Origin of the sequence: Rhodococcus sp. Leaf278 (assembly GCF_001426085.1) — a bacterium.
In the GTDB taxonomy this organism is placed as follows: Bacteria; Actinomycetota; Actinomycetes; order Mycobacteriales; family Mycobacteriaceae; genus Rhodococcoides.
This window is the reverse complement of sequence record NZ_LMRR01000004.1, coordinates 88,325-102,960: the sequence shown is the minus strand read 5'-3', so window position 1 is coordinate 102,960 and position 14,636 is coordinate 88,325. Positions and strand designations below refer to the sequence as shown.

15 protein-coding genes and 1 riboswitch are annotated in these 14,636 nt (G+C 64.3%); of the genes, 7 read left to right on the top strand and 8 right to left on the bottom strand.

Annotation, left to right across the window (positions count from 1 at the left end):
- Positions 1-14: 14 nt before the first annotated feature.
- The 5 genes from ASG84_RS05985 to ASG84_RS05965 all read right to left on the bottom strand — a co-directional run bounded on the left by ASG84_RS05985 (position 15) and on the right by ASG84_RS05965 (position 5,059).
- Positions 15-1,139, bottom strand: coding sequence for a glycosyltransferase family 4 protein (locus tag ASG84_RS05985; RefSeq protein ID WP_057476096.1), 1,125 nt, complete (start codon positions 1,137-1,139; stop codon positions 15-17).
- Positions 1,140-1,162: 23 nt separating this feature from the next.
- Complete coding sequence (locus tag ASG84_RS05980; protein WP_156399402.1) at positions 1,163-2,536, bottom strand: hypothetical protein; 1,374 nt, start codon at positions 2,534-2,536, stop codon at positions 1,163-1,165.
- 30 nt (positions 2,537-2,566) lie between these two features.
- A complete protein-coding gene (locus ASG84_RS05975; RefSeq protein ID WP_442970907.1) occupies positions 2,567-3,655 on the bottom strand; it encodes an NlpC/P60 family protein in 1,089 nt (362 codons plus the stop codon).
- A 273-nt stretch (positions 3,656-3,928) separates the two neighbouring features.
- Entirely contained in the window at positions 3,929-4,483 is a 555-nt protein-coding gene (locus ASG84_RS05970) for a C40 family peptidase (protein WP_057476094.1), read from the bottom strand.
- A gap of 16 nt (positions 4,484-4,499) precedes the next feature.
- Positions 4,500-4,662, bottom strand: a riboswitch (cyclic di-AMP (ydaO/yuaA leader).
- A 115-nt stretch (positions 4,663-4,777) separates the two neighbouring features.
- Positions 4,778-5,059 carry a hypothetical protein gene (locus ASG84_RS05965; protein WP_057476231.1) on the bottom strand — a complete coding sequence of 94 codons (282 nt, stop codon included), beginning with the start codon at positions 5,057-5,059 and terminating at the stop codon, positions 4,778-4,780.
- A gap of 171 nt (positions 5,060-5,230) precedes the next feature.
- On the opposite strand from ASG84_RS05965, the gene ASG84_RS05960 reads away from it, so the two are divergent.
- Positions 5,231-6,946 (top strand): DEDD exonuclease domain-containing protein, encoded by a 1,716-nt coding sequence (locus tag ASG84_RS05960; protein WP_057476230.1) that lies wholly within the window; start codon positions 5,231-5,233, stop codon positions 6,944-6,946.
- A gap of 58 nt (positions 6,947-7,004) precedes the next feature.
- On the top strand, positions 7,005-7,280 hold the full coding sequence (locus ASG84_RS05955; protein WP_057476093.1) for an Lrp/AsnC family transcriptional regulator: 276 nt from the start codon (positions 7,005-7,007) through the stop codon (positions 7,278-7,280).
- 11 nt (positions 7,281-7,291) lie between these two features.
- Here the strand turns inward: ASG84_RS05955 and trpD are convergent, their stop codons facing one another.
- On the bottom strand, positions 7,292-8,353 hold the full coding sequence (gene trpD / locus ASG84_RS05950) for an anthranilate phosphoribosyltransferase (protein ID WP_057476092.1): 1,062 nt from the start codon (positions 8,351-8,353) through the stop codon (positions 7,292-7,294).
- Positions 8,354-8,403: 50 nt separating this feature from the next.
- On the bottom strand, positions 8,404-8,880 hold the full coding sequence (locus tag ASG84_RS05945) for a hypothetical protein (protein WP_057476091.1): 477 nt from the start codon (positions 8,878-8,880) through the stop codon (positions 8,404-8,406).
- A gap of 151 nt (positions 8,881-9,031) precedes the next feature.
- Here ASG84_RS05945 and ctaE point away from each other — a divergent pair, with 151 nt between their 5' ends.
- The 5 genes from ctaE (at position 9,032) to ASG84_RS05920 (ending at position 14,049) form a co-directional block, all read left to right on the top strand.
- Complete coding sequence (gene ctaE, locus ASG84_RS05940) at positions 9,032-9,643, top strand: aa3-type cytochrome oxidase subunit III (RefSeq protein ID WP_057476090.1); 612 nt, start codon at positions 9,032-9,034, stop codon at positions 9,641-9,643.
- An 83-nt stretch (positions 9,644-9,726) separates the two neighbouring features.
- Positions 9,727-10,575, top strand: a complete 849-nt coding sequence (qcrC, locus tag ASG84_RS05935; RefSeq protein WP_057476089.1) for a cytochrome bc1 complex diheme cytochrome c subunit — start codon at positions 9,727-9,729, stop codon at positions 10,573-10,575.
- A complete protein-coding gene (gene qcrA / locus ASG84_RS05930) occupies positions 10,572-11,750 on the top strand; it encodes a cytochrome bc1 complex Rieske iron-sulfur subunit (RefSeq protein WP_057476229.1) in 1,179 nt (392 codons plus the stop codon). The genes qcrC and qcrA overlap by 4 nt, the downstream gene beginning before the upstream one ends.
- Positions 11,747-13,540, top strand: a complete 1,794-nt coding sequence (qcrB, locus tag ASG84_RS05925) for a cytochrome bc1 complex cytochrome b subunit (protein ID WP_057476088.1) — start codon at positions 11,747-11,749, stop codon at positions 13,538-13,540. The genes qcrA and qcrB overlap by 4 nt, the downstream gene beginning before the upstream one ends.
- Before the next feature lie 233 nt (positions 13,541-13,773).
- Complete coding sequence (locus ASG84_RS05920; RefSeq protein ID WP_057476087.1) at positions 13,774-14,049, top strand: helix-turn-helix domain-containing protein; 276 nt, start codon at positions 13,774-13,776, stop codon at positions 14,047-14,049.
- A 164-nt stretch (positions 14,050-14,213) separates the two neighbouring features.
- Here the strand turns inward: ASG84_RS05920 and ASG84_RS05915 are convergent, their stop codons facing one another.
- Positions 14,214-14,630, bottom strand: coding sequence for a cytochrome c oxidase subunit 4 (locus ASG84_RS05915; protein WP_057476086.1), 417 nt, complete (start codon positions 14,628-14,630; stop codon positions 14,214-14,216).
- Positions 14,631-14,636 lie beyond the last annotated feature (6 nt).

Below are 14,636 nucleotides of genomic sequence, written 5' to 3'. Positions count from 1 at the left end.
CGAAACGTCGGGCGCTAGATCAACGACCGCAGCTTTTCCGTCAGTACGTCCCAGCGCCACTCGGCGTCGACCCACGCGCGGCCGGCGTTACCCATTTGGGCGGCGAGCGTGCGATCGGACAGGATGCGCACGATCGCATCGGTTATCTCCGAGACCGAAGTTCCGTCGACAACGAGCCCGGTCTTGTTGTGCTGCACAGCTTCCGGCGCACCCCCGGATGTTCCGGCTACGACGGGCACACCGCAGGAAGACGCTTCGAGGTAGACGATTCCGAGGCCCTCCACGTCGAGACCCGCGCCACGAGTGCGGCTCGGCATCGCGAACACGTCGGCGATGGTGTGGTGGGCGGCAAGTTCCACCGACGGCACCGTGCCGGTGAACACGACGTGTTGCTCCATGCCGGTGGATCGGACGAGCTCACGCAGAGTCTTCTCGTACGGTCCTCCTCCGACGATCACCAGAACGGCACCATCGACGGCTCGCCGAATTCCCGGGAGTGCCCGGATCAGGAAGTCCTGTCCCTTACGGGGTACGAGCCGCGAGAGACACAGAACGGTGGGTCGATCACCGAGGCCGTAGCGCGCGCGCAGTTCCGCTCGTGCGGCGTCGTCGGGGACGAAGCGATCCGTATCGACTCCGGGCGGCAGGTGCTCGAGGGCTGCGGTGCGACCGAACGCCGAGCTGAATCGACCCCGGGTGTATTTGCTGACGTAGGTAACCACGTCGGTGTTCTCGCCGATCGTGCGGAGGGCCGCCCGCCCGCCCGGCACCATCGACCAGCCGACCTCGTGACCGTGGGTACTGGCCACGATGCGCTCGGCTCCAGCTTTACGCAGGTGCGATGACATCACGGCCAGCGGTGCCGATGCACCGAACCACACCGAATCGCACCGACGCGACTTCAGGATTCGGGCTGCCCGACGCGCCACGAGCGGGGTCGGCAGCATCAGTGTCGTCGGATGCCGGATCACCTCGAACGGCTGCTCGGCATCGAATTTCTCGTGCGAGTCACCGCGCCACCGCGGAGCGTAGACCACGAGTTCGTCAGCGGGTAGTTGCGAGGCGAAGCTGTGCAGGTAGGACTGGATTCCACCCGGGCGAGGCGGAAAGTCGTTCGTCACGAGAAGAGTACGACGCATGGCGACAACCGTAGCGCTCGACGTCAGCGGGCCCGATCAGCCACCCAGTTGCCCCACGAGGCGACGAACTGGGCGCGGTCCGATCCCAGTACCGACCCGAAGGCGGCATCGATGGAGCCGTCCGAGTCCGGTTCAGACGCCAATGCCTCGTACAGCCTGCGCAGGGTCGACTCTCCGAACCGATCGGCCACGAAGGCGAACACCGACCACGCCGACTCGTAGGCAACACTCGAACGTGCCCCTCCGGCACTGAAATCCTCGTCCTTCGGCAGCACCGTCGGCGGCCCACCGGACGCCACGATCGAGGCAAGAGTGGGAGCGAGCTGCACGAAATGGGCACCGGAATTGCGATACCCGGAGTAGTCGGCGAACCCCTCCGCCACCCACAACGCCGTACCGTCCGCCGTCCGCGCCCTGGCTGCCACATGGGTCAACTCGTGCCGCAGAACCGATCGAACGGTGAACGGCGTCAATCGCGCCGCGGCTTCGGGACCGAACACCACCCGCTGGCCGGTCGGACGCGAGCCGTCCGCTGCCACCGCGTCGGACACCGTCACCGCAGCGACGTCGGTCGACGGATCCGATTCGGTCAGCTCGCCGAACTCCTCCGCGGACGAAGCAACGAACACCAGACCGTCTCGAGCCCAGTCATCTCCCCAGAAGTCGGTGACCGCATCGATTGCCGACGGGAGCTCGGCAGCCAGGGCCCCGACGAACTGCATTCGATCCGGATGCCCCATCACCACCGATGTCCCCGATGACGTCGGAACCGAACGAATCGTCAACGATCCGAAGTCCCACGGCCCACGCCAGGTGTGGCGTCGATACTCGGGCAGGTCCGCATCGTCGACGAGCCGCCATCGACCGTCCCGCTCGGCTACGACGAGCGAGACCGGCCGACTCGTCGGCGACGCGTCCGGCCCCGCCACGGCGTAGCGCAGATACACCGGCGGTGCCCAGATGTCGGTGGCGTCCAACGGCTCTGCGATCGAAGGCGGAACCGGCGTTTCCGGCTCGTCGCCCAGGACGTAGCCGAATTCGGAGAACGGTACGCCCGGAACGGACGCCGCCCGCCGCACTTGCGCCTCGACGAAATTCGGATCGGCCCGCGGATCCATCAGTGCACGCAGACTGTCGACGTCTCCGGCGCGAACAGCGTCGGCCCACTGGTCGAGAAGGACTGTCACGTCGGCTCGACGCTGCTGGTCGTACGTCGGCGGGGCCTGACCGACGGTGGCGTCGGTCGACGGTGCTCGGGATTCGGTGTCGGTGCGGTGAACGTTGTGCACGACGACCACCGAGAGGGTCACCGCGGCGACGAGAGCAAGTGCAAGCCACCGCAACCGCGCCGATCGGACCAGGAGGCGGATCCCTCCGGGCCGATCAGGCTCGCTCATACGCGCATACGTGGACCGTCGCGACACACCTCAGTATCGACGCGCCCCGTAGTACGGGAACGATGCCATCGACTGCACCTTGACGGGCACTCCGTAGGTGGAGGCATGGAGGACGTTGCCGCCGCCGGCGTAGATGCCGACGTGCGACGCGTCCGGATAGAACAACACCACATCACCGGGCTGTAAGTCCTTCTGGTCCACCGGAGTTCCGCCCTCGGCCTGGGCCTGACTCGTCCGAGGCACGGTCTTGCCCACCTGCTTGTACGCCCACATGACCAGCCCCGAGCAGTCGAAGCCGTCCGGTCCGGTCGCGCCCCAGACGTACGGCTTACCGATCTGTGTCAGACCGGCCTGCAACGCGCTGGCTCCCGATCCGGGCGTCAGATTCTGCAGGAGAACAGTCGGATCGAAACCCTCTGGCATGGACGATCCGGCGAGAGCGAGCTGCTCTGAGGACGACAACGCACTGTAGGCGGCCATCACCTCGGCGATCTGACCCTGGAGTTCACTCTGCTTGGCCTGTAGATCGTCGCTGACCGCCTTGGCTTGCTCTGCTGCCATTCGGGCTTGGTCGGCGGCCGTCGCTGCGGCCTGCTCGGCACTGACGGCGTCCGCGCTCGCCTGCTTGAACCGGGCGACCTGGTCGGCCGTATCGGCCGAAATCACGTCGAGTGCCGACATCTGGTCGAGCAACTGCTGCGGTGAATCACTCACCATCACGGCAAACAACCGATTGGTCCGAGCGCCCTGGTAGTTGACGTTGGCAACCTTGTCCATGGCCGGCTTCAGCGCCGCCAGCTGCGTCTGTGCTGCGTCCAGCGCGGCCCGGCTCTGGTCGACAACGGCCTGCGCGTCGAGCTGCTGCTGCATCTTGGCGTCCAGATCGATCTGAGCGTTGTTCAGAGATTCGTTGGTCTGCTCGGACTGGCGCGAGAGCTCGGCGAGCTCGGCCTGAGCGTCGGACGCGGAATCGAAGCCCGGTTGCGCAACCGCGGGCGTGGTCGGCGCAAAGGCGATGCATGCCGCCAACGTGGCAGCCACCACCGAGTTACCGGTCAGACGCCACACTCGGGTAGATCTCGATATCGCCACGGAAAGCGACTCTCCGTCCTCGCACATGCCACCTCGAACGAGGCAACGGTTGGAAAAGTAAACCGAAACAAACCCTACCCACGCGATTACGGGGATGGACGTGAACACAGTCCGAAATCGACGGGGTTTCCAGGTGACCGATCACAAAATAAACGTCGACCAGGTCTCGATCAGATTACGAACTCGACGCTCTGCTGTCCACCGGGGCGGCGTGTCACCGCGCCCGGAGACGACGACAGGGTCGAGCCGGAATACGGCTCGACCCTGTCGGTCTGTCACGCTGAACGTCGACTGTCGGTATCAGTAACGGCGAGCACCATCGAACGGCATCGAGTCGACCGGAGCGACCTTGACCGGCACGCCGGACGTGGATGCGTGCACGACGTTGCCGTCGCCGATGTACATGCCCGAATGCGAGCCACCGTAGAACGAGACGACGTCGCCGGGCATCAGGCTGTTACGCGACACCGGGGTGCCTGCGGCTGCCTGGTCGTAGCTCGTGCGCGGCAGGCTGACGCCGGCCTGCTTGTACGCCCACTGGATCAGTCCCGAGCAGTCGAAAGAATCCGGACCCGAAGCGCCGTACACGTACGGAGCGCCGATCTTGGACTCAGCGGCCTGAACGGCCTTCGCTGCGGGGGTGACCTGGGGCACCAGCGGCGCACCCGGTGCAGGCATACCCGGAAGGTTGAGTGGAGGGAGGCCCGGGATGTCGGGAATCTCGAAGGTTCCGACGCCGGGAATGGTGAGGGGGGCCGCCATCGCGGGTGCAGCGGGAAGAATGACCACGCCTGCCGTGAGCGCTCCGGCTACGAGAACTCGACGCAATGATCGGTTGGAAAGTTGTGACGCCACGAAAGATGGTGCTCCGTTTCTTCCTATCGTCCGCCGACCGAGTTAGCTGACGGGTTCGGGCTGGGAAGAGCAGCCCTACCCACCGGCCACTCGAGGTGGCTCGGCGGGATTCACCCCAGTAGATATCGGGTTCCCGGTACGAACACTCTCGCGAGTGAACGATTAGGCGGTGACTTGCGACGCCACTCCGGTTTGGATTGGCGAGACTCCGCAAGGTCTCAGGAAGGTTACGAAATGGCATACCCCCGTGTCGACCCCAACGCGCCGACACGACCGGATCAGGCCCGAAATTCGCTAGACGGCCCGCTGATCCTTCGGAGTGTCACGAGTCGGTAACGACGACACTTCGGCCGTCTCGTCGACGTCGGTCACGAGCTTGAGAGTAGGCACCAGACCTACCTCCGCTAGCACCCCCATTGCACCGAGTTCTTCCTGCTCGAGCGTGATCGGCGAGGGTGGACCGACCCATCGACCGTCCGATCTCGTCGGCATTCCCGGCGGCCCCAGAAGGACGGTCACGACGCAGTCCGCGCAGGCGATGTCACGGACCAGGCAGTCGCTGCAGTCGATGATCATTGTGATCCTCGTCTCTTTGTTGTTTCCGGCGGCCGAATCGGCCGATCGAGCGAAAGGTAGCGCGCACCACCGACAGGTTTCGTGACACATCACGGTGCGGGGCGACGACACGGCCCGAACTCATCACCGCGGTGAGTGTTTGTGTCGGAGGTCGGACCTACCGTCTTCCGAGTGAGCCTGCCCATCCAGCTGTCGTTCGACAAACTGGACACCCCACTGCACGACACGACGTTCGTCGTCGTCGACCTGGAAACCACGGGCGGCAGCTCGGACACCGAGGCCATCACCGAAATCGGAGCGGTCAAGGTTCGAGGAGGCGAGATTCTCGGCGAGTTCGCCACCCTCGTCGATCCGGGCAGGTCCATTCCGCCGTACATCGTGGAACTCACCGGAATCACGTCTGCGATGCTGATCGGCGCGCCACGGATTGAACGAGTGCTACCCGGCTTCCTCGAGTTTGCTCGCGGCTCTGTGTTGGTGGCCCACAACGCGGGCTTCGACACCGGGTTCCTCAAGGCCGCCGCCAGCCGTCTGGACATAGCGTGGCCCCGGTTTCAGGTGTTGTGCACCGTCAAGCTGGCGCGACGGGTTCTCACACGGGACGAAGCACCCTCGGTCAAGCTCTCCGCACTGTCCACGCTGTTCAGGTCCGGCACCCGGCCTACGCACCGTGCCCTGGACGACGCCCGGGCAACGGTCGACGTGTTGCACGGCCTCATCGAGCGAGTGGGCAATCAGGGCGTGCACAGTTACGCCGAGTTGGTCGACTACCTTCCGGCGGTGTCGGCCGGCCAGCGCGCCAAACGCGGACTTGCTGCTCACCTGCCGGGCACGCCCGGCGTTTATCTTTTTCGCGGCCCGTCCGACGAGGTCTTGTACGTCGGCACCTCCAACAACCTCAAGCGCCGTGTACGCAACTACTTCACCGGGTCGGAGACCAGGGGTCGGATGAAGGAGATGGTCTCCCTCGCCACGCGTGTCGATCACGTCGAGTGCGCGCATGCACTCGAAGCCGGTGTCCGAGAACTGCGCCTGCTCTCCGCGCACATCCCGCCGTACAACCGACGCTCGAAGTTTCCGAAGAAGGGCTGGTGGATCACTCTCACCGACGAGGCGTTCCCACGTCTGTCGATAGTCCGGACGCCGGCCCCCAACAGTCTCGGTCCGTTCTCGGTTCGCGGCGACGCCGCAGAGGCTTCGGCGCTCGTGGCGGAGTTCTGTCGTCTCCGCACGTGCACTCGCCGACTGGCCCGTTCGGTTCGGCACGGTGACGACTGCCCGGCAACGGACGTCGGCGGCTGCCCAGCGGCACTGTCCGGGCCGTTGACAGCCGAGGAGTACTCCGGAGCACCAGCGCAGTTTCTGGCGCTCGTGTGCGGCCAGGACGACGCCATCCTCTATTCGATGCGCCGACGGGTCGCCGAACTCGCGGACAGGGAGCTATACGAGACGGCCGCACGCTTGCGAGACCGGATCGCGATCACCGTGGACGCGATACGCAGAATGCATCGGTCGGCGGCTGTGGCCGCCATCGCCGAACTCGTGGCCGCACGGCGAACCACCGACGGAGGATGGGAGTTGATCGTCGTGCGATTCGGCCGGCTGGCCGGTGCTGCGGTCGCTCCCCGCGGAGTGCACCCGATGCCCGTCGTAGATGCCATCACCGCGTCCGCCGAAACGGTGATTCCCGATCCGACGCCGCTCCGAGGTGCGCCGCCGGAAGAGGTCGGTCTCATCGCGTCCTGGCTCCGCACCGATGGGGTTCGTATCGTGCGTACCAGCAGCGGCTACTGCAGTCCGGCACGCTCTGCGGGGTCGTGGGAAGACTGGTGTCGAACGGCGAGAGAAGCCGCGCGGCAGGAGTGGAGCCCGCGGAACGACCGGTAGAACTAGGGTTGGGTGGGAGCTCGTCGCACATCGGGCTCGAGACGCATGAGGAGCACAGATGATCAATGCCATCGTCTTGATCGACGCCGAGGCCGACCTGATTCCGGAGGCGGCGCAGGCCGTTGCCGACGTCGATGGTGTGACGGAGGTCTATTCGTGCGCTGGGGATGTCGATCTGATCGCCATCGTCAAAGTGCGCGATCACGCCTCGATCGCCGACGTCGTCACCAAACACATCAATCGTGTGCGCGGCGTGCGGGGCACCACGACTCACATTGCGTTTCAGTCGTATTCGAGCGCCGACGTCGACGCAGGGTTCTCGATCGGCGAGTAGGACGCAGCTCGTCAGTCGGCCAGTGCGGTGGTGCAGCGCGCCCAGTCGGCGAGTAGCCGAGCCGCTGAACCGTTGTCGACAACCGTTGCGGCGGTTGCCAATCCGGCTTCGATTCGCTCACGCAGGTTCCCGGAGATGCCCTGATATGCGGCTATGGCTGCGGCGGCGTTGAGCACAACGGCGTCACGTACCGGTCCGTGCTCGCCGGCGAACACGCGATGCGCCACTGCGGCATTGAACTCCGCGTCGCCGCCTCTCAGGGCCTCGATGGGAGCTCGTTCGATCCCGAAGTCGACTGGGTCGATCGTCTCCACGGTCACCGAGCCACCCGACACGACGTGCACGGTCGTCGTGGTGGAGAGGGTGATCTCGTCCAGTCCGTCGTCGCCACGCACAACGAGAACCGAGCTGCCCCGGCCGGCGAACACGTCCGCCATCACGGGGGCCAGACTCTCGAAGGCGCAGCCGATCAGGCCTGCGCGCGGCCGACCCGGATTGGTCAGTGGCCCAAGCACATTGAACACGGTCGGAATGCCGATTTCCTTCCGCGGTGCCGCGGCGAACCGCAGAGCGGGGTGGTGGATCGGCGCGAAGCAGAACCCGATACCGACTTGTTCGACGCTCGACGCCACTGCATCGGCCCCCAGAGTCACGCGGACACCCAACGCTTCGAGCACGTCGGTGGTGCCGCTCTTGGACGACGCCGCCCGGTTGCCGTGCTTGACCACTCGTATTCCGCTGGCGGCGACGACGATCGCAGCCATGGTGGAAATGTTCACGGTATCGGCACCGTCGCCGCCGGTGCCCACGACGTCGACGGCGTCGGTATCGGTGTCCACCAGCACCGCGTGGGCCAGCATCGACTCGGCGAGCCCGTTCACTTCCGCCGGAGTAGGACCCTTCATCCTGAGGGCCACGCCGAATGCGGCGATCTGTGCCGCTGTCGCGTTGTCGGCCATGATCTCGTCCATCGCCCAGCCGGTATCGGCGCTGGACAGGTCGATGCGACTGCTCAACGCGCCCAGAATTCGACGCCAGGTTCGCGGCTGCTCGTCAGTGGTCGGTGCGTTCATGGCTGGATCCGTTCGTCGGTCCCTGGCGGCGGACATGGGGCGGTGGAAGCTTAGCCAGAGCCCGGGTCGGGCAGAGACGGCTGCAGCGCGTCCCAGCCGAGTACAGCGCCACCCCGGCGTTGGGCGAGTCCCGCCATTCGAGATCGCTCCTGTGAACAGTGAAGCGCGTCGAGCACCTGCACGCGCTGCAGAACCAGCGGAACGCCGTCGTCGACGTGTGGGCGGTATCCATCGATGTCCGACAATTCGACCGCATGCCCCACTTCGTAATCGTCCTGCGCCGCGACCGCAGCCGCATCCGCTACTTCGTGCGCCGGCAGCAGCAGATGATGCCGAAGCAACACATCCGACGCTGCCGTCCACACCGGCGGAATTCGGGCCGCGTCGTCGAGCACGGCGGAACACGCCTGCGCGTCGTCGAAGCAGCTCGCCACTATCACCAGATCCTCGCGCGTGGGGTCCAGACGTTCTGCGGTCGACCGCGAGAACAGCCGCCGAAACCACCCACCTTCGGTGCTCTTTGCCATGAGGCCAGCCTTGCACGACTGGACCCTACCGGCCCGTACGGGGTCTCTGACCAGCCCGGGAACAAGCACGCTCGTGGATTCGTTGCGTTGCGACGCGCCCAGAGCGGACCCGGATATGCCTTCCGTACTACGACGGGTCATACTTCTTTCTGTGACGAGCGCTGTAGGGACTCAAGGATCGGCAATCACCCAACGCGTGCACTCGCTGAACCGTCCCAATATGGTCAGCGTCGGCACGATCGTGTGGCTGTCGAGTGAACTCATGTTCTTCGCCGGGCTGTTTGCGATGTACTTCGTCGCACGAGCCCAGGCGAACGGAAACTGGCCGCCGGAACCGACCGAGTTGAACCTCGGTCTGGCCGTACCGGTGACGGCCGTGCTGATCGCGTCGTCGTTCACGTGCCAGTTGGGCGTGTTCGCAGCGGAACGTGGAGACGTCTTCGGACTTCGACGCTGGTACATCGTCACGCTGGCCATGGGCGCCTTCTTCGTGTCAGGCCAGGCGTACGAGTACTACCACCTGGTGCACGAGGGCACGACGTTGTCGAGCAGCGTGTACGGATCGGTCTTCTACATCACGACCGGCTTCCACGGACTGCACGTGATCGGCGGACTCATCGCGTTCGTCTTCCTGATCACCAGAACTCTGGTCAGCAAGTTCACTCCCGCGCAGGCCACCGCCGCCATCGTCGTCTCGTATTACTGGCACTTCGTCGACATCGTCTGGATTGCCCTCTTCGCGACGATCTACTTCATCCGCTAGTGACAGTCAGCACGCCAAAGATAACGAACGAACGGATTCAGCCCCCGACGTTCGGTCCGTCCCGACACGACAAGGGATAGAAGATGAGTACATCTCCCCCAGCAGCATCCGTCGACAAAGCCGCCGTCAAGACGCGACGTCAGCGTAAGACGCGCCGACGCATCACCGGTGCTCTCGTTCTCATGATGGGCCTTCTGAGCGCGGGTTTCCTCGCTTCGGCCCTGACTCCGACTCCGCAGGTCGCTACGGCAGACACGGACTCGGCTGCACTCATTCGCGAGGGCAAGCAGTTGTACGACACGTCGTGCGTGACGTGCCACGGCGCAAACCTGCAGGGCGTTCAAGATCGCGGACCGAGCCTTATCGGCGTCGGCGAAGCGGCCGTCTACTTCCAGGTCTCGAGTGGTCGCATGCCCGCCGTACGTAACGAGGCGCAGGCACTCCGCAAGCCACCGAAGTTCGACGACAAGCAGATCGACGCCCTCGGTGCCTACATCCAGGCAAACGGAGGCGGACCCACAGTCATCCTCGACGAGAACGGCGAGGTCGCCCAGGAGTCCCTGCGCGGCGACGACATCGCACGCGGCAGCGAACTGTTCCGACTGAACTGCGCGTCCTGCCACAACTTCACCGGTCAGGGCGGTGCCCTGTCCTCCGGCAAGTTCGCGCCGGACCTCGGACCTGCCAACGAGCAGGAGATCTACACCGCGATGGTCACCGGTCCGCAGAACATGCCCAAGTTCTCCGACCGTCAGCTGACGCTCGAAGAGAAGGGCGACATCATCGCGTACGTCAAGTCGGCCCAGGAAACCAAGGCCGCGGGCGGCTGGGGTCTCGCAGGCTTCGGTCCCGGTACCGAGGCGATCGCGTTGTGGGTTGTCGGAATCGCCGCAGTCGTCGGCGCAACACTGTGGATCGGAGCGAGGTCATGAGCGACGGCGATTCCGGCCGCAAGGACGCGGCAAACACCGGTGGTGTGGATGCCGACAAGAAGTACACCGACGAGGAACTGGCTTCTCTGAGCCGCGACCAGTTGGTCGAACTCGGTACGAATCTCGACGGTGTCGACGTTGCTTTCCGCAGAAACCGCTGGGCTGTCGAGGGCACCCGGGCGGAGAAGCGCGCGGAGCGCAGTGTCGCGATCTGGTTCGCCATCGCCGGCCTCTCTGCCGTCGCGTTCATCGGTGTCTACCTGTTCTGGCCCTGGCAGTACGCCGGGATCGGTGACGAGAACTACAACCTCTACTCGCTGTACACGCCGCTGATCGGCGGCACGATGGGTCTGGCAATCCTCGCCGTCGGCGTCGGTGCTGTGCAGTTCACCAAGAAGTTCATTCCCGAAGAGGTCTCCATCCAGGACCGTCACGACGGAAGTTCGTCGGAGACGGACCGCAAGACGTTGGTGGCCGAGCTGGGCGACTCCCTGGACACGTCGACCATCGGTCGTCGCAAGGTGATCAAGCGCTCACTGTTCTTCGGCGGCGGCGCACTGGGCATCATGGCATTGCTCCCGCTCGGAGGCCTGATCAAGAACCCGTGGGCGAAGGGCGAAGATTCTCCGTTGTGGGTATCCGGCTGGACTCCTCGGTACGATGGGGAGACCATCTACCTCCGACGAGACACCGGGCGACCGGAAGATGTCGTTCTCGTTCGGCCCGAGGACTTGGACGCTGGTGCTATGGAGACTGTCTTCCCGTTCCGCGAAGCGGACCGCGAAAGCGAGCACGAACTTCTCGTCTCGCTCCGCGGGATTCGCAACGCCGTCATGCTCATCCGCCTCCGCCCCGACGATGCCAGCACGGTCGTCAAGCGTAAGGGCCAGGAGAGCTACAACTACGGCGACTACTACGCCTACTCCAAGATCTGCACGCATTTGGGTTGCCCGACATCGTTGTTCGAGCAGCAGACCAACCGCATTCTCTGCCCTTGCCATCAGTCGCAGTTCAACGCGCTCGAGTACGCCAAGCCGATCTTCGGACCGGCCGCGCGCGCGCTGCCTCAGCTTCCCATCACAGTCAACGAGGAGGGATACCTAGTGGCACAAGCCGATTTCAAGGAAGCACTGGGCCCCGCCTTCTGGGAACGTCGACCGGAGCGTGATTCATGAGTCCTTCACTGCAAACCCTCGCAGCCAAGCAGGCAGACGACGTAGACAGTCGTTACCACTTGGCACCGGGATTGCGCCGCCAGATCAACAAGGTGTTCCCCACCCACTGGTCGTTCCTGCTCGGTGAGATCGCGCTGTACAGCTTCGTGATCCTGCTGATCTCCGGCGTATTCCTCACCCTATTCTTCGATCCATCGCTCAGCGAGGTCGTGTACCAGGGCGCTTACACCCCGCTCAACGGTGTGACCATGTCTCGTGCGTACGCCACTGCCCTCGACATCTCGTTCGAGGTCCGCGGTGGTCTGTTCATGCGACAGATCCACCACTGGGCGGCACTGATGTTCGCCGCGTCGATCATCGTGCACATGGCCCGCATCTTCTTCACGGGTGCATTCCGTCGCCCCCGCGAAGCCAACTGGGTCATCGGCTGCCTGCTGCTGATCCTGGCGATGTTCGAGGGCTTCTTCGGATACTCCCTCCCCGACGACCTGCTCTCGGGCACCGGTCTTCGCGCCGCCTTCTCCGGCATCACGATGAGTATCCCGATCGTCGGCACCTGGATGCACTGGCTGATCTTCGACGGCGACTTCCCGGGAACGATCATCATTCCTCGCCTGTACGTAGCCCACGTGCTGCTACTTCCCGCGATCATCCTGGCGTTGATCGCAGCTCACCTCGCATTGGTCTGGTACCAGAAGCACACGCAGTTCCCCGGACCGGGACGCACCGAGAAGAACGTCGTCGGCGTTCGTATTCTCCCGGTGTTCGCGGTCAAGTCCGGTGCATTCTTCGCCGTGACGTTCGGTGTGCTGGCAGCAATGGGTGGCCTGCTTCAGGTCAACCCGATCTGGAACTTGGGTCCGTACAACCCGTCGCAGGTGTCGGCAGGTTCGCAGCCCGACTTCTACATGATGTGGACGGACGGTCTGGCCCGACTGTGGCCGGCTTGGGACATCTACATCGCCGGTCGCTACACCATCCCGGCTGTGTTCTGGGTGGCAGTGATCATGGGTCTCGTATTCACGGTCATGATCGCCTACCCGTGGATCGAGAAGCGCCTCACCGGTGACACTGCACATCACAACCTGCTGCAGCGTCCCCGCGACGTGCCGGTCCGCACGGCCATCGGCGCGATGTCGATCGCGTTCTACGTCGTCCTGACGCTGTCCTGCGTCAACGATCTGATTGCGTACAAGTTCGACATCTCGCTCAACGCCATGACGTGGATCGGTCGCATCGGCGTACTGATCCTGCCTCCGATCGCCTACTTCGTTGCCTACCGGTTCTGCATCGGTCTGCAGCGCAGCGACCGGGCGGTACTCGAGCACGGCATCGAAACCGGAATCATCAAGCGTCTTCCGCACGGCCAGTACGTGGAAATTCACCAGCCGCTCGGACCGGTCGACGATCACGGACATCCGATTCCCCTCGATTACCAGGGCGCACCGGTACCCAAGAAGATGAACAAGCTCGGCTCGGCCGGAAAGCCCGGCTCCGGATCGCTGTTCACCCCGGACCCTGTTGCTCAGAGCAAGGCTCTGGAAGATGCACTGCACAAGGGCGAGCACGAGCAGCTCGCAATGCTCCGCAATTACCAGGCCGGAATTCTCGGCAGCGGCTCGAACGGCCACTCGAACGGCAACGGTCATTCCAATGGCAACGGCCACTCGAACGGTAACGGCCACACAAATGGGAACGGCCACTCGAACGGTAACGGCCACTCGAACGGCAACGGGCACGAAGACGCGGCGATCACGTCGGGTCGTCAGGACAGCGACAGCGATCGCTGACATCTGACACAGCACAACGGAAGGGCGGCACCGGCAACGGTGTCGCCCTTCTTCGTGTCTACTGATCTGGAACGAAACGAAGCGTCGCATCGACACGTGGCATGTTCGTGCCACTCCCCTCCCCCGGTCTCGGGCGACCCCTCGCACCGAACTCGAATACTCGGCGGGCCATCCTCGTATACGGGACACCACTGCGCCGCAACAGGACGGCTCACCGGTATTACTATCGGCACATGGTCCGCATTCCCCTCACCCCCGGCGAGCTCGCTCGCGGTGCCAGGCTAGGCGCAACACTGCGTCGTCACCGAGGCAGCCGCACCATGACCGATGTCGCCGACTCCGCCGGCATCTCGGTCGAGACGCTCAGAAAGATCGAGACCGGACGCATACCGACACCTGCTTTCTTCACGGTCGCGGCCCTGTGCGAGGCGCTCGGCATCTCTTTGGACGCCGTGGCGGACTCGACTTCGGACTCGACGGCGAGACACTCCGAGGCCGACGCCTCCTGACGTTCCGGACGCCCATCCACAGTCACTCGCCTATGGTCGAGCACCGCTCTACGTCGTGAATGCTCCATGTGACGTCGGTGCTGCTCTAGCGGTCACTCTTGGTACAGAAAAAGGCCCCGATCGTTCTCGCGAACGATCGGGGCCTTTCCTCTGGTGTGTGCCAATCAGTGGCGCTCGGCTCCGAGGTGGTATTCGAACACCAAGCCGGCAGCCGCTGCGATGACACAAACGACTCCCAGTGCGATCAGCCACGGCTGGAAGAAAGCGAATCCGAGAGCAGTGACGGATGCAGCGCCGGCGAGCACGATCGGCCAGAAGCTGCCGGGGCTGAAGAAGCCGAGATCGCCTGCGCCGTCGCTCACCTCGGCATCGTCGAAGTCCTCGGGACGGGTGTCGAGGCGTCGAGCAACGAACCGGAAGTAGGTGCCGACGATCAGAGTCAGGCCCACAGACAAGAAGATCGCGGTAACGCCTGCCCACTCCACTCCGGTGCGACTCAGGCCCGTGAACAACGCGTACACGATGCCGACCAGGAGGAAGAAGACAGTGAGGATCTCGAAGATCTTGGCTTCGATTTTCATATCAGC

Coding starts and splice junctions, on each gene's coding strand:
- ASG84_RS05985 (WP_057476096.1), bottom strand. CDS start 1,139: ATGCGTCGTACTCTTCTCGTGACGAACGACTTTCCGCCTCGCCCGGGT.
- ASG84_RS05980 (WP_156399402.1), bottom strand. CDS start 2,536: ATGAGCGAGCCTGATCGGCCCGGAGGGATCCGCCTCCTGGTCCGATCG.
- ASG84_RS05975 (WP_442970907.1), bottom strand. CDS start 3,655: ATGTGCGAGGACGGAGAGTCGCTTTCCGTGGCGATATCGAGATCTACC.
- ASG84_RS05965 (WP_057476231.1), bottom strand. CDS start 5,059: ATGATCATCGACTGCAGCGACTGCCTGGTCCGTGACATCGCCTGCGCG.
- ASG84_RS05955 (WP_057476093.1), top strand. CDS start 7,005: ATGATCAATGCCATCGTCTTGATCGACGCCGAGGCCGACCTGATTCCG.
- trpD (WP_057476092.1), bottom strand. CDS start 8,353: ATGAACGCACCGACCACTGACGAGCAGCCGCGAACCTGGCGTCGAATT.
- ASG84_RS05945 (WP_057476091.1), bottom strand. CDS start 8,880: ATGGCAAAGAGCACCGAAGGTGGGTGGTTTCGGCGGCTGTTCTCGCGG.
- qcrC (WP_057476089.1), top strand. CDS start 9,727: ATGAGTACATCTCCCCCAGCAGCATCCGTCGACAAAGCCGCCGTCAAG.
- qcrA (WP_057476229.1), top strand. CDS start 10,572: ATGAGCGACGGCGATTCCGGCCGCAAGGACGCGGCAAACACCGGTGGT.
- qcrB (WP_057476088.1), top strand. CDS start 11,747: ATGAGTCCTTCACTGCAAACCCTCGCAGCCAAGCAGGCAGACGACGTA.
- ASG84_RS05920 (WP_057476087.1), top strand. CDS start 13,774: ATGGTCCGCATTCCCCTCACCCCCGGCGAGCTCGCTCGCGGTGCCAGG.
- ASG84_RS05915 (WP_057476086.1), bottom strand. CDS start 14,630: ATGAAAATCGAAGCCAAGATCTTCGAGATCCTCACTGTCTTCTTCCTC.